The 18,078-nt window shown below is 34.5% G+C and carries 17 protein-coding genes and 3 pseudogenes; 18 read left to right on the forward strand and 2 right to left on the reverse strand.

The genetic code is table 11. The features are described 5' to 3' along the window. Positions 1 to 323: 323 nt before the first annotated feature. Positions 324 to 995 carry a hypothetical protein gene (locus EK386_RS04530; RefSeq protein ID WP_126657836.1) on the reverse strand — a complete coding sequence of 224 codons (672 nt, stop codon included), beginning with the start codon at positions 993 to 995 and terminating at the stop codon, positions 324 to 326. 656 nt (positions 996 to 1,651) lie between these two features. Between EK386_RS04530 and EK386_RS04535 the strand changes: the two genes are divergently transcribed. The 11 genes from EK386_RS04535 to EK386_RS04580 all read left to right on the forward strand — a co-directional run bounded on the left by EK386_RS04535 (position 1,652) and on the right by EK386_RS04580 (position 11,408). Continuing rightward, positions 1,652 to 3,229, forward strand: a complete 1,578-nt coding sequence (locus EK386_RS04535) for a Na/Pi cotransporter family protein (RefSeq protein ID WP_126657837.1) — start codon at positions 1,652 to 1,654, stop codon at positions 3,227 to 3,229. 746 nt (positions 3,230 to 3,975) lie between these two features. After that, positions 3,976 to 4,818: a methyl-accepting chemotaxis protein gene (locus tag EK386_RS04540; protein ID WP_126657838.1), complete on the forward strand. Its 843-nt coding sequence runs from the start codon at positions 3,976 to 3,978 to the stop codon at positions 4,816 to 4,818. A 238-nt stretch (positions 4,819 to 5,056) separates the two neighbouring features. Further along, positions 5,057 to 5,632: a copper resistance CopC family protein gene (locus EK386_RS04545; protein ID WP_158674369.1), complete on the forward strand. Its 576-nt coding sequence runs from the start codon at positions 5,057 to 5,059 to the stop codon at positions 5,630 to 5,632. Next, positions 5,633 to 6,724 carry a CopD family protein gene (locus EK386_RS04550; RefSeq protein ID WP_126657840.1) on the forward strand — a complete coding sequence of 364 codons (1,092 nt, stop codon included), beginning with the start codon at positions 5,633 to 5,635 and terminating at the stop codon, positions 6,722 to 6,724. It begins immediately after the preceding gene. A 151-nt stretch (positions 6,725 to 6,875) separates the two neighbouring features. Further along, on the forward strand, positions 6,876 to 7,313 hold the full coding sequence (locus EK386_RS04555; RefSeq protein ID WP_126657841.1) for a cell wall hydrolase: 438 nt from the start codon (positions 6,876 to 6,878) through the stop codon (positions 7,311 to 7,313). A gap of 138 nt (positions 7,314 to 7,451) precedes the next feature. Then, complete coding sequence (locus tag EK386_RS04560; protein WP_126657842.1) at positions 7,452 to 7,883, forward strand: BrxA/BrxB family bacilliredoxin; 432 nt, start codon at positions 7,452 to 7,454, stop codon at positions 7,881 to 7,883. A gap of 233 nt (positions 7,884 to 8,116) precedes the next feature. Further along, the gene (locus EK386_RS04565; RefSeq protein WP_126657843.1) at positions 8,117 to 8,482 is read left to right on the forward strand and encodes a hypothetical protein; all 366 of its coding nucleotides are present in this window, start codon (positions 8,117 to 8,119) and stop codon (positions 8,480 to 8,482) included. Between the two features lie 111 nt (positions 8,483 to 8,593). Then, positions 8,594 to 9,388: a class I SAM-dependent methyltransferase gene (locus EK386_RS04570; RefSeq protein WP_126657844.1), complete on the forward strand. Its 795-nt coding sequence runs from the start codon at positions 8,594 to 8,596 to the stop codon at positions 9,386 to 9,388. Positions 9,389 to 9,432: 44 nt separating this feature from the next. Next, complete coding sequence (locus EK386_RS20170) at positions 9,433 to 9,609, forward strand: hypothetical protein (RefSeq protein WP_158674370.1); 177 nt, start codon at positions 9,433 to 9,435, stop codon at positions 9,607 to 9,609. Between the two features lie 622 nt (positions 9,610 to 10,231). Next, positions 10,232 to 10,828 carry a YpjP family protein gene (locus EK386_RS04575; protein WP_126657845.1) on the forward strand — a complete coding sequence of 199 codons (597 nt, stop codon included), beginning with the start codon at positions 10,232 to 10,234 and terminating at the stop codon, positions 10,826 to 10,828. A gap of 97 nt (positions 10,829 to 10,925) precedes the next feature. Then, complete coding sequence (locus tag EK386_RS04580; protein ID WP_126657846.1) at positions 10,926 to 11,408, forward strand: hypothetical protein; 483 nt, start codon at positions 10,926 to 10,928, stop codon at positions 11,406 to 11,408. A 242-nt stretch (positions 11,409 to 11,650) separates the two neighbouring features. Here the strand turns inward: EK386_RS04580 and EK386_RS04585 are convergent, their stop codons facing one another. Then, positions 11,651 to 12,340: a YetF domain-containing protein gene (locus EK386_RS04585; RefSeq protein WP_126657847.1), complete on the reverse strand. Its 690-nt coding sequence runs from the start codon at positions 12,338 to 12,340 to the stop codon at positions 11,651 to 11,653. An 83-nt stretch (positions 12,341 to 12,423) separates the two neighbouring features. Between EK386_RS04585 and EK386_RS04590 the strand changes: the two are divergent. From EK386_RS04590 to thyA, 7 genes and pseudogenes are all read left to right on the forward strand, one after another. Further along, positions 12,424 to 12,672 (forward strand): annotated as a pseudogene (locus EK386_RS04590) (pentapeptide repeat-containing protein); the annotation flags it as partial. 183 nt (positions 12,673 to 12,855) lie between these two features. Beyond that, positions 12,856 to 14,013, forward strand: a complete 1,158-nt coding sequence (locus tag EK386_RS04595) for an FAD-dependent monooxygenase (protein WP_126657849.1) — start codon at positions 12,856 to 12,858, stop codon at positions 14,011 to 14,013. A 223-nt stretch (positions 14,014 to 14,236) separates the two neighbouring features. Next, positions 14,237 to 14,422, forward strand: coding sequence for a hypothetical protein (locus tag EK386_RS04600; protein ID WP_126657850.1), 186 nt, complete (start codon positions 14,237 to 14,239; stop codon positions 14,420 to 14,422). A gap of 358 nt (positions 14,423 to 14,780) precedes the next feature. Continuing rightward, a complete protein-coding gene (locus EK386_RS04605) occupies positions 14,781 to 14,972 on the forward strand; it encodes an ABC transporter permease (RefSeq protein ID WP_126657851.1) in 192 nt (63 codons plus the stop codon). A 516-nt stretch (positions 14,973 to 15,488) separates the two neighbouring features. Next, positions 15,489 to 16,694, forward strand: a complete 1,206-nt coding sequence (locus EK386_RS04610; RefSeq protein WP_126657852.1) for a GGDEF domain-containing protein — start codon at positions 15,489 to 15,491, stop codon at positions 16,692 to 16,694. Positions 16,695 to 16,762: 68 nt separating this feature from the next. Further along, positions 16,763 to 17,425: pseudogene (locus tag EK386_RS04615) on the forward strand (thymidylate synthase); the annotation flags it as partial. A 285-nt stretch (positions 17,426 to 17,710) separates the two neighbouring features. Continuing rightward, a pseudogene (gene thyA / locus EK386_RS04620) lies at positions 17,711 to 18,007 on the forward strand (thymidylate synthase); the annotation flags it as partial. Between the last annotated feature and the right edge of the window lie 71 nt (positions 18,008 to 18,078).

Consider the following 18,078-nt stretch of genomic DNA (forward strand, 5'->3'; position numbering starts at 1 on the left):
AATGGTGATTTTTTGATAATGAGAAAATTGATTTCCGTTACGGGGACGCTTTCCGCGGGCGTGGCTTGAGCCTCCTCGTCGCTTTGCTCCTGCGGGGTCTCAAGGCTCACGCTATTCCCGCAGGAGTCACCCCTTCACTCCAATCTATTTTTAAAACTATCCGAATTTTAATAATCGTAAAATGGAATTCATTAAAAAAATCTACTTATGTCCCAACCTCTTTTCTAATTTATTTCGGTATTCGAATCTTCGACAAAAGCTCACCTTTAGTTCAACAGCAGTAGTTTAAAATTAAAATAAAAAACGATGGCTAAATCAACCAGTTAATCAATAATATTTTCCTCTCGGGTTATTATCTCATCCAAACCCAATACTTCTCTTATTTTTTGTTTATCTCCTTTGACAATAGAATATATTTTTCTATCAATTAGATAAAAAGGTGTAGAATGCTTTCGTGTTATGTTCTTTTGTTCAAGTAATCTATGTAAGTTATACAAATGGTCTATATCGTTATCCCAAACGTTTATCTTTGAACCGTCTTTAAAATGTAATTCGTATTTTTTTGTTATAACAGTATATTCTCTATTAACGCCACTCTTTGTTTGTTTATTTACATAAGTATATACATAATTAACATTTTCCCATTGATATTCTTTACTCATAAAGTAATAATGTTTCGTTATACCATTTTCCGTTGTAGTAGTGTAGATTGATAGATTTGCTACGCCTATCAAAAGACTAATAAGGCTTCCATAAAATAAAAACTTTTTTCCGAATTCCGTAAACTTCCCAAATTTAAGCAGTAGCATATACGGAGTAAAGCAAAATAAAGCTACCATAAAAGGAAGTCCGGAAAATTCTGATGTATAGGTAACGGTGATGGGATTGGTTATTTCGTATAGTAAGAAATAAAATAAATCAGTAATTATGTTGGGAAGACGGAGTATCGCTAAAATAAATAAACCTATAATTAAAATCACTTTTTTGTCAAACAATATCATTACTTCCACCTACTAGTAAATTAATTATAATAACCCAATTTTTTAATTCAACAAAACTGCCCGTTACTTGAATAACCCAAAATTTAACAGACTACTTATACTATACAATGATGCCAAAAATATTCCTACAAAAGTTTGTAACCTCGTTATTTCAAACGGATATTTCATTTGTTTTTTGTTTCTTTTAACAGGACATTTAGCAAGCTAATTAGCACTCATTTTTCAACTAACAAAAAACATTGTCATCGTGTTAACTTACCTACTAATGTGATTGGTAAAAATGGTATGAATTCAGGAAGAAACGCTTCAAATCAATAAAAATTGGGTTGCTGAAAAGTATGCTAATCAATAGCCCGATCGTTTTTTTAATTTTCATTTTGTACCAGACAACTGAACGGGTTAGAAACAATCCAATGCTTTTTTATTTTAGTAAATTGTAACATTTAACCTGTCAATAACTTTTCCTAGTAAAATGGTATTGAAGGGAGTTGTTGGGGATGCAATTTAATCCTCATATCCGTGTGTTAGTAACAGAAGGGGCAATGGATTGTCATCGTGAGTGGTACCCATTAAAATACATATTTTAATATGAATTTAATGTTAAGAATGTGTTAAAATGTAAATTTAAGAAGTAAGGGAGGTGGAGTAATTTGATTACCGTATTTGGTGGTATTGGCATATTTTTAATTGGCATGTCAATGCTGACAAATGGTTTGAAGGAGATCGCAGGAGAAGCATTAAAAAAGTGGCTGAACAAAATAACAAGAGGGACATTTTCTTCGTTATTTACAGGTCTATTTATGACAATTATTATGCAATCCTCTACCGCCACTACATTATTGACAGTCGGCTTTGTAAGTGCAGGTCTCATTTCCTTTGTGCAATCCATTGGTGTGATTATTGGTGCAAATATTGGAAGCACGAGTACGGGGTGGATCATCTCGCTTTTAGGTTTTAAAATTAGTTTACAAGCGATGGCACTACCAATTATAGGTGTGGGTGCCTTTATGCAATTAATTGCACCGTACAATATAAAAAAATTCGGTAGTGTGTTAGTAGGGTTTGGCCTATTATTTTTAGGGATCGACCTTCTACAACAAGGGATGAATTCTGCACAAGAACTGATTTCCTTCGATTCGTTTAAAACGGATTCCATATGGTCAATATTTTTACTAATCATTATTGGTATTGTAATGACAATTATTATGCAAGCTTCGAGCGCGGCAATGGCTGCAACGTTAGCAGCGCTATTTTCCGGTGCAATTGATTATGAACAAGCTGCCTATTTAGTCATCGGGCAAAACATTGGGACAACAGCAACAGCTATTTTTGCTTCCATTGGATCGTCCATAGCGGCAAAACGAACAGCCACTACCCATTTATTGTTCAATGTAATTACGGCGATCATTGTTACAATTTTCTTCAAATACATACTACAATTAACAGAAGCTATTTCCATCTGGATGACTGGAACGATGGACGAAACATTAGGATTAGCGATGTTCCATACGTTATTTAGTATCATTGGAGCTATTTTATTCCTACCATTTATTAAACCATTTGCACGATTGTTGGAAAAACTATTACCAGAAAAGGAAAATGCATTAACACGAAATTTAGATGCCAATTTAGTTTCGGTTCCAGCTGCTGCTTTGGAAGTTTCCTACACAACGTTAGTACAACTTATGAAACAGCTAACAAATGTTTTATTGGAATTTTTACAAACGAAAAAAGTAACACCTAATTTCGAAAAAAAGGTGGCTGAAGTGGAAGAAGCCGTTGAAATTACCCGACAATTTCTAGATTCTGTTCAATCCAATTCCTCTAAAATACGTAATAAGCATATTGATATTTTACACACATTGGATCATGTAAGTCGGCTAATAAAAGTGTTTCGAGAGCAACAAAAATTTGAAGCAGTCACTTTGCATGAAAGCATTATGAATCAAGTCCAAGATACGATGAGTGAAGTAGAAAAGTTATTGGATCAGAAAGAAAAAATAGTTGAAATTGAAAATACGTTTGAACAAATATCTCAAAAGATGGCTCTAGAGCGAAAAAGACGTCGAAATGAATATTTTGAACGAACTGTCGTTAATGAAACGCAATTAGATGTGGCCGTCTCAAAAGTGGAATCAATTTTATGGATTGATCGCCTCGTGTACCATTACTGGCGTGCAACGGCTAGGATGTCGATGTTTACTAGTACGGAAAAAAATAAAGATTAACAAAACGAAAAGTAGCTTTACCTCGGAAACGGGTGAGCTACTTTTTTAAGGATGCTTTGGAAATATAAAAAAACCCGGAAATAATTCCGGGCATGATTACACTTACTATTCATCCTCCATGACACGCTGCCTCGCTTTCGCTTGGTTACAACCTTGCTCTAGCAAATCCAGTATTGATGGTCCTTCAGAGAAAACGATCATTCGCACTCATCGGGTTAACCCTCCTAGTCACTTGGATTGGAAGTGAAATCTTTAATAGTATAGACGGGTGTCAGATTTTCATACATTTTTTTTGAAATAAATTTAGAAAGCAAATAGATAACCTGTAATTGAATTTTTAATATAAGACAAGAAGTGACGATTTTCTCTATTTATTTGCAAAATTTTCTTGAAAGTGTCGATTATTTGTGTGCGTAATTGTTTGTGATTTCCAAAAATACCATATAAAATAAATTTAGGAGGATGACACGCGTGGTTATCATGGTATTTCGCGTAGGTGGGGCAAATACTATCAAAAAAATATTATTACTTAAATAATTTGAAGAAGATCTTACTACACTAGATGGTAAGGTCTTTTATCTTTCAAAAAGCACGACAAATATAGACGAAGTAAGTCTGATAAATCTGATAAAACATATATCTTATAGTGGAATTTTCTAGTAAAAATTGTCACAAAGTATAAAAAAATTATAATGATTGGGATAAAAAGGATGCTATAATAATTATAAAATAAGGAGGAGTAGTATATGGGCATAGAAACAAATAACGAACTACACGAAACACTTCAATTTTTTGTTGAACATGCAGATACGATCAAGCAACTATTCATTGAGGATGTTGATGTGACGATTACAGATAAAGAGAAAGTGCTCGAACAATTGGTATCAAAAGAGTTAAATGTAACAAGTTCAAAAGGACGTACATTAAATAGCAATGACCCGATGATGGAAGTGATTCGGTCAAATAAAAAAGTCATAATGGATATCCCAAAAGAGTATTATGGCAATCCATTTACTGCAGTCATGGTTCCGATTCATGGGAAACGTGGAGAAGTAATTGGGGGAATTGGTTTAAGTAGAAGTACGAATAAAAAATCCAAACTGTTGGAAGTAGCTGAACAGTTTGCCGCTTCATCTGAAGAAATTTCCGCTTCAACAGAAGAGCTAGCCGTTTCATCCGTTGACTTTAATACATATATGAATCAATTATCAGCTGCCCAAAATGAAATGCGGGAACAAGTTGAAACGACAGCGAAAATTTTAGAAATGATTAATAATGTTGCAAAAAATACACGAATTTTAGGATTTAATGCAGGAATTGAGGCAGCTCGTTCAGGTGAATATGGCCGTGGCTTTAGTGTAGTTGCTAAGGAAATTACAAAACTGGCGGATCAAAGTGCAGATTCGGTAAATGAAATTAGACAATTAATTGATAAGTTAAATGAAAAAGTTGTACAAGTTGCCAACATCGTCAAAGATACAGTCGAAATTTCAACGAGCCAAACGTCGGCAATCGGGGAAATTTCAACAACGATTCAGCATTTAACAAACGTTGCAGAAGAAATTGAGGAAATGGCAAAAGAAATGTAAGCGATTTAAGAGGGGGATCTATCCAAGGATTCCCTTTTTATTTTGTATGAAAAGATCCAGTCTAGTTCTATTGAGTAACACTAAGCGGTTGTCCTAAATGTGATGAACATGTTTTACTTATGAGGGAATTTGGAAATAATATTATATTGATGTTTCTATTAGAAAATATAGCCTATTTCATACAAATTTCACATTTTATTGATAAGATATGTTAATCAATTATTTAGGAGGAGTTACCATGAAACAACTGTTTTCATTAGCTACAGTTTTATTGTTCTCAATAATGCTTACCTCGAATGCCTTTGCTCACTCTCAAATAGCAGAGTCAATTCCAGCCAATAATGAAGTCGTAACAGAACCATTAAATAAAATTGTACTGACATTTGAAGGTCAAATTGAACAAGGGAGCTTGATCGAAGTAACCTCAACATCAGGACAAGCTATTGACATACAAGACATAACGATTGGTGAAGGAACACTAACAGGTACAGTGGCTAACCCACTGCCAAATGACGACTATCAAGTGAATTGGAGCATCATTAGTGCAGATGGTCATCCGTTAGAAGGTGAATTTACGTTTACAGTGGATGTACCAGTATCTGAACCTGTAGAGGAAGTAGAAGAAATGGAAACAACAGAAGTTATTGAAGGACCAACAGATGCGCAGTTAACGGAGGATCAAGAAGCCACACCAGAAGTAGATGACGTAGATGAAACATCTTCATCTTCTATGACAATGATTGTATTCGTTCTTATAGCAGTTGTGTTAGCAGTGATTCTCTTCTTCATCTTCATGAAAAGAAAGAAAAAGTAAATGGAATTCGTCATTACGATTAGTCAAGCGTTTTTATATGTCTGTTTTTCTGTATTACTTGGAAGCTTTCTACTGCTGATCGTTCCAAATGATTACCGCCCTAACTTAAAAATATCTAAAAAAGTATTACTGATTTGTGCGATTACGCTGCCAATTTTCGCATTTATTCCGGTTCTAAATGTGATCTTATACATGTCACCACGCTTTGGCTTTTTAGATTCGTTCAAACTAGTATTAACCACTTATACAGTAGGAACTGCATGGGACTTCACCCTATTACTTTCAATTGTATTAATACTACACATCATTATGGTCAGAACGCTTGAAGAGAAGACAATTGCTAGTTTAGGAACAGTTTTAACAATTGGTTTGATTTTAACGATTGCGTGGTCAAGTCATGCTGGTGCACTCGATCTGTGGATGGGAATTATCAGTGATTTTCTTCACTTAACGGCAATTAGTGTGTGGGTAGGGATTCTTTTAATCATTGGATGGTGTTCAAACAATCATCAACGTTGGCGAGAATTTTTAAATTGGTTTTCATTCGTCGCTTTTGGATGCTTTGTGACGACAGCGATTAGTGGGTTATTGTTAATGGATGTAATCGTGGATGAATATATTTCCTCTTGGATGATCTCGTATGGACAAGGGTTATTACTCAAACATTTATTTTTGCTACCACTTATTTTTTATGCACTGGTAAATAGCTTCATTGTAAAAAGTAAGATTGCTAAAGATCCGTTGTTCAACCCAATTCCTTGGATTCGTATTGAAAGTTTTATTTTATTAACGATTTTCACTATTACAGCGGCATTTTCGCAACACGCTCCACCCCATGGTAACTATTTATCGAATGAAGCCGTATCCCCTTTATTTCGTCTTTTTCACGATGATATTATTACTTCGAGTAACACAATTGGCTTTGTTGTAAATGGAAATACAGTAGCGTTTTTTTTCGTATCCGTACTCTTAATAGGGTTAATGATCTTTGCGCTTCTTAAAAAATTGCCCATTGTGATATCTTTTCTTCTTAGTGGTTTATTGGTTATGAGTGTCTATCTGATGTTAATGGTAACGATCGTCATTCGCTAATTGGAAAGCAAATAGTCAAGCGTTTCTGATTATTGAGCAGATGCTATTTTTGTAGCATAAATAGCGAAATATTATGGTAAGGCTTATCCTTTTTATTAAAAGTAGACATTTATCTAGGTTAAATTTCATACCATGTTGTTGGGGTGAAAAAATGCCGAGAGTAAAATACCGTCCTGCTGATATTGACTTAATTGCAAGGATGATCCGTGCTGAGGCGGAAGGTGAAGGAAATCAAGGGATGCTATATGTTGGAAACGTCATTGTGAATCGTGCAATCGCAGACTGTTTAGATTTTAGAGATGTACGCACCATTGAAGATGTTATTTATCAAGTACAAGGTGGAAATTATTCTTTTGAAGCAGTTCAAAAGGGGAATTTATTTTATAGTCCAGCGCGAGCGAATGAACAAAGATTAGCAAAGCAAGTGTTAGATTATTGGCGAGAACTACCAGGGAGATATTCACTTTGGTACTTTAACCCGTATGCCCCGTGCCCACCAACTTGGTACGGTCAACCATTTGCAGGTCAATTCAAAAATCATTGCTATTACGAACCAGCAGCAGGTACGTGCGCAAGTGTATATGGTTAAATAGTTTTAAACAAAAGGGAACTTCCTAAGATTTATAGGAGTTCCCTTTATTGTGAGTCAGAAAGTCTAGTTCCTGTAAATTCCTCTAAAGTATTGATATAATTACATTTGTGAATAAATAAGAAAGAGGGCGAAAACATGAACGCTTACGATGAGTATATGAGAGGGATCGTGCAACCAATGCGTCAGGAGTTAGTGGATGCAGGTTTCACGGAATTAACGACAGCGGATGAAGTAAATGAATTTATGGCAACAACAAAAGGGGTATCGTTAGTTGTAATTAACTCTGTTTGTGGTTGCGCGGCTGGTTTAGCTCGTCCGGCTGTTCGCCAAGCGATTGACGAAGTAAAACCGGATCATTTAGTGACGGTCTTTGCTGGACAAGACCGTGAAGCAACAGAAGCGATGCGCGGATTCTTTGATGAAATTCCACCAAGCTCCCCGTCCATTGCCATTTTACGTGATGGTCAATTAGAATACTTTATTCCTCGTGACCAAATTGAAGGTTATCCAATGGAACAAATTCGTGACCATTTAGCAGGTGTCCTTAAACAAGCCTGTGGTCAATAATACTTTAACAAATCATCGTTAAATTTAGGTCTCGCATAAGTAAACACACTTTTGCGAGACCTTTTTATATTTCTAGCTCTATGACAATATAAAGAAATAGAGACTTTAGTGGCAGAAAAAAGGATTGTATAAGTTGGATTGAAGTGAAAAAATATGTAAGGTTTTCTAAAAACTAATACTTTCCTACCGATATTTACATAGGTAAAACAAATTATAGGTAGGAGACTTTCGTAATGGATATAAAAGAAATTATTTCAAGTATAAATCATTGTGTGGATCAATTAGATTTTACGACTGCTAGAAGATACATTGAAGACAATATAGAATTAGTGAATAAAGAACGTGCTTCATTAAAAAGTAATGCTAGAGAAATACTGAAATTCATCTTAGAGAAGAATAATTCTGGGGAAAAACCGTTAACTAAAAAAGAAATAAATGAAATCAATGTGATCAATACATATGCAGCTAGATTTGATATTCGTGGATTAAAACTAAATATAAAGGGAAAAGAACAATTATTATTGAAGGATGAAACGTTGAACTATTTAAGTGCTGATGCCAAAATCATCCTTGAAGGAATGGGGGCAATAAAAAAATAAGTGCAATGTTGTACTTTAAAGTTGCGATATAATATTGAAATAATTTATGTTAAACATAATATTAGATAGAGTTTTATCGACAATTAAAATATGAAGAACAAGAGGTAAACAATGCGCACCATCGTTACAACAGCAGGTAGACCGGATGAACTTTCCCTTTCTTTAGCAAATAAGGCATGTGAACAATTAGGACTTTCATTCGAACCAAGAAAGAAACGTTCTGTGGCAAAAATTAGTGAACAACTGAATGCCAACGTAATCGTGGCAGGGAAAAATCGATATGAGTATTATCCAAAAGGTGCAAGTGGTCCTTTCTTTTTCCATCCAAATTCCGCGGCCTTTCGTCTGAAACGAGTGGCTAAAGGTGAGAAAGATCCTTTTTTAGAAGCTTGTCAATTACAAAAAGGTGATGCGATTTTAGATTGTACATTAGGAATTGGCTCTGAAGCGATGCTAGCTGCCTTTATTGTTGGAGATTCAGGGAAAGTAGTTGGTTTAGAGGCTGATCCCAATGTCGCATTTATTGTTCAAAATGGAATGAAAACATATGATACATCGGAATTACCATTAACGAATTGTATGCGACAAATTCACGTGGTTCATCGGGAAGCAGTGGAATTTTTGCGCACTCAATCCGACAATGCCTTTGATGTCGTCTATTTAGATCCGATGTTTGAGGAAGTCATTGAGGAATCGAATAATTTTGAAGCGTTACGAGATGCAGGTCGACATGTAAAACTAACAAACGAGTGGGTAAGGGAAGCATTGCGAGTTGCCAAAAGGCGTGTTGTTTTAAAGGCACATTTTAAGTCTTTAGCGTTCGAGGAATTTGGATTTGTACGAGATGTTCGTCTGACCGCTAAATTTCATTATGGTGTCATCGATAAGGCTACGTTGCAGGTATAAGCTTTTCTACTATAGCAAACACTCTTTAAAAAGGAGTGATTAAGGTGGAAAGGAAAGAAGAATATCATACAACCGCCCCTAAAAAGAAACAAATAACAATTGAAACAGGTTCCTATTTAGAAAACGCATTGGGGAATTCCGTCAATAAGCATAAAGAAATGGAACAAGCCAATTTAGCGGTTACGGGCGATGAAATTAGGCAACAAAACGAAAATTTATAGTAAAGATTTCGATTATTGCTATCAATGAATTTTACTTTACACCTAATATATGTTATAGTTAGTTTTGTGCTATTTTAGGTAGCATATAGATAAATTTGGCATTTCCTAAAGTTTTTGAAGATACTTATTCACACTGGCGCAAGTAAAGGCTTGCAAGGACGTAAAAGAGGTAGGGTTTGCGTTGCTTAAGTTAGAAAGTGTTTAGTGAAATTTTACCGCGGTTGGTATTAATGCATCGTTGCATTTCTTATAAAAATTCCCCTGATGATAGGGTTGAGACTTAATTTATTTATACGCATACCTATTAAATACTAAAGGGGTGTCCGATTCATTTCGGGCGCCCCTTGTCTAATTATTTGGAGAAAATAAAAAAGCTACCTAATAGATAGCTTTATTGCATATTAGTCCGTGAAACACATAGATGTTAAATAACCTAATAATAATAATAAACCAAAACCAATACTAACTGTTCCCATTAAAATTTACCTCCCTGTGAAAAAACACGCTATTATTTACAATATTATTGTACAATGAATTAGAAAAAGATGAAACCTTTTAATTATTAAAACGTACCTATTAATAGAAGGTTTTAACAAAATTGTACGAGATTGAAGGTGATTCCATGAAAAAATGGTGGCAAAAAACCCTAGTCATTGCAGTCGCATTATTAACATTGGGCTTAATTACACCCAATCATGAAATTTGGGATGTATTAGACAATGGACAACCCTCCAATAACACACAAGATCGCATTACGACAGATTCCAGTGAACAACTCACAGTAGTCGAACCGGAATCACTTGAAGAGGATCTTCCAAAGCAAAGCGTTGAATCTTTATTGTTTGCTGCAAAAGAACAATCATACATAAAATTCGGTTCAAGAATTGCGCCTGTGATCGGCAATGAATTTGAAGAGAAAATTTTTCCAAAGCTAGAAGAAGCAATTGAAATGACTTTAACGCGATTAGACGATGAATCCATTAAATATGTAACAATTTCCAATCAACCAAGTGGACAATATGGTGAAAAAATTTTTAACATTTCAGATGGTCAAACAGGGAAAGATTTAATTCGTTTTCATGTACGAACAGAAAAACGCCCATTAGAAGGCTATTATTACAATTTCCACTATCATACAGTAGAAGACCAATTTGCAACGCATTATACATTAGGCGACATCTATTGGTCCAAAAACACACCACCAAAATGGTTATCCTAAATGAAGCTGAGCACCCGTATAAAAAGCGGGTGTTTTTCTTTTGGAAATTAAAGTAAGATTTTTATTTTGTTATAATATTTAGTAAGAGGTGGATATTATGACAAAGCAATTTGAAGGCTTACTTATTACTGAAAATAGATTAATTGATGCAATTGAGGTGTTTTTTAAAAAGCGCGGTTTTATCCTTAATAAAAAGGCAAAAAATAACGAGCGAGGAATTGATTTAGAGCTTTTTAAAGATGGTACTACTCTATATATTGAGGCTAAAGGGTCTGTTAAAAATAAATATGATACTGATCATAACATAAACGCTATGCCCAGGACCTCTGTCAGAGATAATGTTAGAAAGCAAATCAATAAATTAATGGAGCGAGAGGAAGATGGAAATTATATAGATAATGCTTATTATATAGCTGCTTGGCCCGAAACTCCAATATATAGAGAACAAGTAAATAAAAAAGCTAAGGCATTATCCAGGTTAGGATATCTTCATTTATGGGTTCAAAAAGATTTATCTGTTAAAATTGAGGGTCCTGATAGCGAAAAAGAAAAATTAATCAATTTATGCTCAGAACAGTAGTGTATGATCTGAATATGTAACTTAATTTCCCTAAAAATTTACACTAATTAGCTTTTAATATTTATAGAAAAATCTTATCAAAGGTAGTTCCTTCCTTTTGTCGAAACTAATCGGTAGAAGGGAGGAACTGGAAAGGGAATTTTATGGTCAGTCAATGGGAAAGTTCATGATAAATGCAGAGTTATCCGTGAAAGTTATTGTAATCCAATTATCTTCCCAGTAACTGTGAAGAACGGTGTTTTTTAAGCTTGTTGAATAAATAATTGGCCGTCTGATTGAATTTCTGCATATAGGACATTTTGAATAGAAAATAATCCGGCTTTTTCCAATTGTTTATCTAACCATTCTCTACTTAAACCTAGTTCTACTAAATTATTTTCAATTATTTTCCCGTCGACAATTATTTCTGTAGGAATATAGGTAGGAAGGATGATTTCTATTTTTAGATCTCGTTTCTGCGGATTTTGGTATTCAGGTTTTTTCAAAATACTAAGTGTTCCATTAGGTTCTAATATTGCGTAGTCTACTTCAGTAATTGAAAAAACGTCTTTTTGTCGAATCATCATAGTTAAATCATCAATGTTTAATCTCGTTTTTGATAAGGCTCCTTTATCTATTACCCCTTTTTTAACTAAAATTGTAGGTTGACCATCGAGAATTACTCTCGCTCTACCTGATTTTAGACCGATGTATGCGATGATCATAGTTAGTAAACACCAAATGACAAGTGATGAGAGTTCCTTCAAATAATCCTTTGAACTTAACATAATCATATTTGCAGCAAGAGAACCAATCGTAATGCCAGTTATATAGTTGAAAAAGGTTAAGTGACTTAGTTGCTTCTTACCCAAAAACCTCGTGAGTATTAATAATACGAAAAATGTTACGATGGTTTCCATTATGAGTTGGAGATAGGTTATATTCTCATTCATTATTTTCACCTCTTTAGTTATTTTTACCAATTCCCTAAAATTGATACCTTAAATAGGTTCATCACCAAAAGTCGGGGATGACAAAAAAATTAAAGGACAAAGACTTAAGGGCAACCGATTTCAGGGGAGCATATTTAATTGCTGCCGATATGCGAAATACAGATTTAAGAGCGGTGAATTTTATTGGTGCTGATTTGCGGGATACTGATTTTAGTGGGGCTAATCTCTCTACAAGTATGTATTTGACACAAATGCAAATTAATTCAGCTAAAGGTGATGTAAAGACATTATTACCTTCGCATATACAACGCCCTTCCCATTGGATTAACTAATTTCGTTCCTATTTATACATTGAAGAAGATTTTCTCAGTTTAATTGATACAGAATTACTTATTTCATTATAGGCCTATTTAGTGAAAGAACTGACTTTAAAGGGAATTGGATATTTATGTTAAAATAGATAATGGTTATTTTAGCAATTATAGTTAGATAGCAACTAGAAGGAGTGAGGGGAAATGGGGTTTAAAGGAAGAATCGCTATTGTTGGTGGAGGTATCGGAGGTTTATGTACGGCTATTGCTCTGCAAAATGCAGGGATAGAGACCACCGTTTTTGAAAGTTCATCAGAAATTAAATCCGTGGGAGCGGGTTTAGGTATAGGCAACAACGCTATAAAAGCATTAGCAAAACTGGGCTTAGATCAACATGTAATTGATGCCGGACGAATACTTGAGGCAATGATTATTTATGATGAAAATGGAAAACAGATAAATAAAATGGATACGAAGTTTATCAGTGAACGATTTGGTACAGATAATGTGACCATCCATAGAGCTGCATTGCATGGAATTCTGCATAGAAACCTTAAGGAAAATACCATCTCATGCGGGAAAAAATGCGTGGATTTCTTTCAAGACGAAAATGTAGTCAGGTTAACGTTTGAGGACGGTACAGAAGCAACAGCAGATTATGTTATCGCAGCAGATGGAATTCATTCTATATTCCGCAAAAAGCTTATCCCTAATTCATATCCCCGTTATGCCGGTTATACGTGTTGGAGGGGGGTTACCGATGTAAATCAAAGTAAACTTTATCAGAACGTAGCTTCAGAAACGTGGGGGCCAAATGGGCGGTTTGGTATTGTTCCACTAGCCGGAGAAAAAGTATATTGGTTTGCTTGTGTAAATGCTCCATATAATGATCCAGAAACTGACAAATTCAGAAAAAATGAAATCTTTACTTTGTTTAAAGATTATCATTCCCCTATCCCTGAGCTAATCAAAATAACGAAAGATGAAGCCATTATTCATAACGACATTATCGATATTGCGCCCATTAAGCAATTTACGTTCGGAAGAGTCCTTCTAATTGGGGATGCTGCACACGCTACGACGCCTAATATGGGGCAAGGAGCTGGTCAGGCAATAGAAGATGCCATTATTCTAGCAGCATGCATGAATAAATTTGCTAGTATTGAAGATGCATTTAAGCATTTTGAAAAATTGAGGGTAAAGAGGACAGCTAAAATAATAAAAATGTCCCGACGGATTGGGCAGGTAGCGCAGTCAAGAAATCGGATCATTATAAAAATAAGAGATTATTTGTTAAGACGTGAATCTTCGGCAAGCCAGTTAAAAAGACTGAAATTTCTTTACGACATTAAACTTGATTAAAAACAAAACGTCTAAATGCTTATTCTAAATGAAGCTGAACACTCGTATAAAAAGCGGGTGTTTTTTTGAAATATTGAAGGTATCTTTTTGGAAGTTAGGCCATTATATACTATATTGTCCGATTTATATTTTGTATTTATTAGAAAATTGATTTAATTATCAAAATTATGTTAATGACAGCAACTCCCTTTAACAATTAATATAGTCTAATAGGGGGAATTTAATGGGGTACGGTTTATGGAATGTAAGGAGTGTATTTACTGTAGTTGAATACCGGAGACCATGTGAATGTGGTAATGGTAACGTACTTTTAAAGGTCGATGTTGACGTCGAAGCTACTGAAGAACATCCATTGGGAAGAATATTAGGACGTTATGTTGAAAAAAATTGCCCAAATAAATGTGAATAACCTTCTTATCTAGGTTGCGCTCTTTTGAGTGTGGCTTTTTTATTTTCAAGGAAACATGCAAATATTAAGATTAATTTTGTATTGGATTATGTAGTATGTATTAACTCTACATTTGTCCAAATTAAATTGTCTGAATGGAAAATAATATTATTAACGTAATTAGTATGTACAGAGTTTTTTTGTGTATGAAAAGAAATTAGTTAGACAAAATATAAATAATAAAAACCCGTAATTCATTGAACATATCTGATCAATTGTGCGTAAATTAAAAATAATAAGAAAAATTTTTCGCATATAGGTGAAAAATTTCTCATAAAAATGTAAAATAGGAATAGAAAACATTTTAAGGAGGATGCTGATGATAACCGGTCAGTTAGAGCGAGCGTTTCAATTAGCAGAGAAACATAAACTCGACGTAAGCACAATTTTGGAATTAAACAAAATTATTATGAAGGAGGTCAACTCCTCACCAAAAGTTGAAGAAAAAATTCTTCACCAAATTATTCAAATTATTGAAAACAACAAGCAGTTCTTAAAGGAGGCAACATAACAATTGGATAAACAAATTGAATTGTATGATGATTTAGATTCATTTGACTAAAGGCGCTGCTCAAGAGCATTAAATTCGAGCAGCGCCTTTTGAATTGTATACATATTTCTTCGTTACTATCCCAATTCCAATCTACGACATATCCAAAAATAAGAGCATCACTTAAATTCTGCAGTTATTTTTAGTCAAGTCCTACGTCAGTTACTCCGTTTTCTCAAAATTGGTTGATCCATTCTGGTTTGGTCTCTAGTGCACTAAATAATCATTTGGTGGCTTTTTTAATTTTATGCAAATTTTATTGCGTTCGAAAGTGTTTAATGAGACTAAGGTCCTTGTTAGTGGAATGGATTTCTGTTCTAAATTTCATACTTTTAGCATAAGTTAAATTAATCATTACAAGAGCATATTTAATGAAAAAAATCCTATATTATGGTATTTTTGTTTTGTGAAATTAGACTTATTACAATCTACGTTCTTTCATAAAAGATGAAGTAGTAGAAAGGCGGGGTGTTCGATATGATCCGTGAAATGGATAATGAGCAGACATTAATGAAGACGGAAGTGTTAAAGCAAAACCTTCAAAAAATAAGTTTTCTAAACAAAGTTTTTACTATTGTCATAGTATCTTTGTTTATTTTAACGAATGTACTGTCGAACATACCAATATTAAATCTAGATAATCTACTATCTTTTACTCTAATGCATTTTGTTGTTTTTATCCTTTTCAATTTAATCATCTATTATTTGATTGATATTCGAAAATTGCATGTAAAAGATGAAAATATCAACAAAATGGAATTTTTCGTAAGTGTATACGTCACGCTATTTATTACAATTGGTGCACTCGTTTCCACTCGCGAACTAGATATATATAATCCTTTATTGATTTACACTTTAATTTTATTATCCTGTAGTTCCTTTCTCATTTTAACAGCAAAGCAGGTGGCGATCTCACTTGCCATTTCGAGTCCAATTTTACTTAGTGGTCTTTATATGCAACACGGAATGAATGATATATTTAAGCTGCAAATCATTTATATATTATCTGTTATACCCATCGCTTTTTTTATTTCGCAATCCATCTATTATTCGTTTAAACGATCCATTAAATATCAAGTGGAAATGATGAAGGAAGCCCAAGTAACAAGAAATTTAACGAAAAAACTACGTGAGGCAAATCGAAAACTAGAGTTACAGGCATCTTTGGATCCATTGACAAATCTGCATAACCGAAGAGCATATAATGAATATTTAAAGGGATTACAAATAAAAGCAAAAGAGTCTCCGTTTTACGTATCCGTTATTATGATTGATGTGGATTGCTTCAAGTTATATAACGATACGTATGGTCATACAGAAGGGGATAATGTGTTAGTGAAAATCGGTGAAATACTAAATGACCTTGCAGATGAGTACAATTGTTTGGCTTCACGCTGGGGTGGGGAGGAATTTTCTCTATTACTAGCAGACAAAGAAGAAGTCGTAACAAAAGAGATTTGCAATAAGGTAAAGATGCGAATTGAACAATTGAACATTCCACATTGTCAATCAATGATAGCGGATTATGTAACAGTTAGTATAGGGGCTTGCACAACATACATTACCGAGCCTAGTGAAATTTATACATGTATTAAAAAAGCAGATGAAGCATTATATAACGTAAAGGAGAATGGTCGAAATAGTTTCGAACATTGTTATGTTGAAGGGGGTGTCTCGGTATGAAGAGACATCCTTTTTTTGAGCTTGTATTTAAGCTATAATGATACAATTAAAGCAAGGAGTGTGAGCAAATGCAACATCCAGAAACAACCTATTTAAACTTATTACAACACATATTAGATAATGGTGTAAAAAAAGAAGATCGTACAGGAACGGGAACAATCAGCATCTTTGGTTACCAAATGCGATTTGACCTAAATAAGGGATTCCCGTTGCTTACGACAAAACGTGTTCCATTCAAGCTAGTAGCAAGTGAACTTCTTTGGTTTATAAAAGGGGATACAAACATTCGTTACTTGTTACAAAATAGCAATCATATTTGGGACGAGTGGGCTTTTAAAAAGTGGGTAGAATCAGATGACTATCAAGGTCCAGATATGAAGGACTTTGGGTTGAGGGCTGCAAAAGATAAAGAATTTGAACAAATTTTAAATGAGCAAATGGCTATTTTTAATGAAAAAATTCTAACAGATGATGATTTCGCTACTAAGTTTGGGGATTTAGGTCCAGTTTATGGGAAACAATGGCGTTCATGGCCAACTGAATCAGGTGATACGATCGACCAACTGAAAAAAGTAATTGATCAAATAAAGAAAAACCCTGATTCTCGCCGATTAATTGTAACTGCCTGGAATCCTGCAGAGGTAGATGACATGGCTTTACCACCGTGCCATTCATTCTTCCAGTTTTATGTAGCGGATGGTAAATTGTCTTGTCAATTGTATCAGCGTTCAGCGTGAGCGCCTTCATGTAGTAATACATGTCGAATAACTCTTCTAAACGGGGAACCCTCACGTAGGTAATCCCGTGCTAAATTTATTCGTTGATGAATAATAAATGCCGAACGACTATCGAAAGCATAGCTAGGTGAAAAATCCTAGTGAAGAAGCGAGTAGAGTACACTTAACAGGTGGAAAAGAAGAGGGCCCTATTAGGTAAAGCTAAGGGTCGTGATATAGTCTGGTCCCCATAGAGATATGGGTCGAAACTTATAGAAAAGTTTCGTGTAAAACGTAGCGTCAGCAGACGTATTTTTAGGCGTGCCATTCAACATTGCATCTTACGCCCTACTAACGCATTTAATCGCCCATGAATGTGGGTTAGGAGTAGGGGAGTTTGTTCATAGCTTTGGCGATACGCATATTTATTTAAATCATTTAAATCAAGTAAATGAACAGCTATCAAGAGAACCAAAGGAATTACCAAAACTTTCCATTTCAGCAGAAGGGAAATCCATCTTTGATATCGAGCTTGAAGATTTAACAATTGAAGGGTACGATCCACATCCTGCAATTAAAGCACCTGTTGCAGTATAAAAATGACAATGAAAAGAACAGAAATTCCCCTAATGAATAGGTGAATTTCTGTTCTTGTTTTTATTTCATTC

It is taken from the genome of Lysinibacillus antri, assembly GCF_003977595.1.
GTDB lineage: Bacteria > Bacillota > Bacilli > Bacillales_A > Planococcaceae > Ureibacillus > Ureibacillus antri.

What these genes read in the sequence shown, in the direction of transcription:
- EK386_RS04545 (WP_158674369.1), top strand. Translation starts at nt 5,057, where the DNA reads ATGAAACAACTGTTTTCATTAGCTACAGTTTTATTGTTCTCAATAATG.
- EK386_RS04600 (WP_126657850.1), top strand. Translation starts at nt 14,237, where the DNA reads ATGGGGTACGGTTTATGGAATGTAAGGAGTGTATTTACTGTAGTTGAA.
- EK386_RS04595 (WP_126657849.1), top strand. Translation starts at nt 12,856, where the DNA reads ATGGGGTTTAAAGGAAGAATCGCTATTGTTGGTGGAGGTATCGGAGGT.
- EK386_RS04570 (WP_126657844.1), top strand. Translation starts at nt 8,594, where the DNA reads ATGCGCACCATCGTTACAACAGCAGGTAGACCGGATGAACTTTCCCTT.
- EK386_RS04560 (WP_126657842.1), top strand. Translation starts at nt 7,452, where the DNA reads ATGAACGCTTACGATGAGTATATGAGAGGGATCGTGCAACCAATGCGT.
- EK386_RS04575 (WP_126657845.1), top strand. Translation starts at nt 10,232, where the DNA reads ATGAAAAAATGGTGGCAAAAAACCCTAGTCATTGCAGTCGCATTATTA.
- EK386_RS04550 (WP_126657840.1), top strand. Translation starts at nt 5,633, where the DNA reads ATGGAATTCGTCATTACGATTAGTCAAGCGTTTTTATATGTCTGTTTT.
- EK386_RS04555 (WP_126657841.1), top strand. Translation starts at nt 6,876, where the DNA reads ATGCCGAGAGTAAAATACCGTCCTGCTGATATTGACTTAATTGCAAGG.
- EK386_RS04610 (WP_126657852.1), top strand. Translation starts at nt 15,489, where the DNA reads ATGATCCGTGAAATGGATAATGAGCAGACATTAATGAAGACGGAAGTG.
- EK386_RS04605 (WP_126657851.1), top strand. Translation starts at nt 14,781, where the DNA reads ATGATAACCGGTCAGTTAGAGCGAGCGTTTCAATTAGCAGAGAAACAT.
- EK386_RS04565 (WP_126657843.1), top strand. Translation starts at nt 8,117, where the DNA reads ATGGATATAAAAGAAATTATTTCAAGTATAAATCATTGTGTGGATCAA.
- EK386_RS04585 (WP_126657847.1), bottom strand. Translation starts at nt 12,340, where the DNA reads ATGAATGAGAATATAACCTATCTCCAACTCATAATGGAAACCATCGTA.
- EK386_RS04580 (WP_126657846.1), top strand. Translation starts at nt 10,926, where the DNA reads ATGACAAAGCAATTTGAAGGCTTACTTATTACTGAAAATAGATTAATT.
- EK386_RS04540 (WP_126657838.1), top strand. Translation starts at nt 3,976, where the DNA reads ATGGGCATAGAAACAAATAACGAACTACACGAAACACTTCAATTTTTT.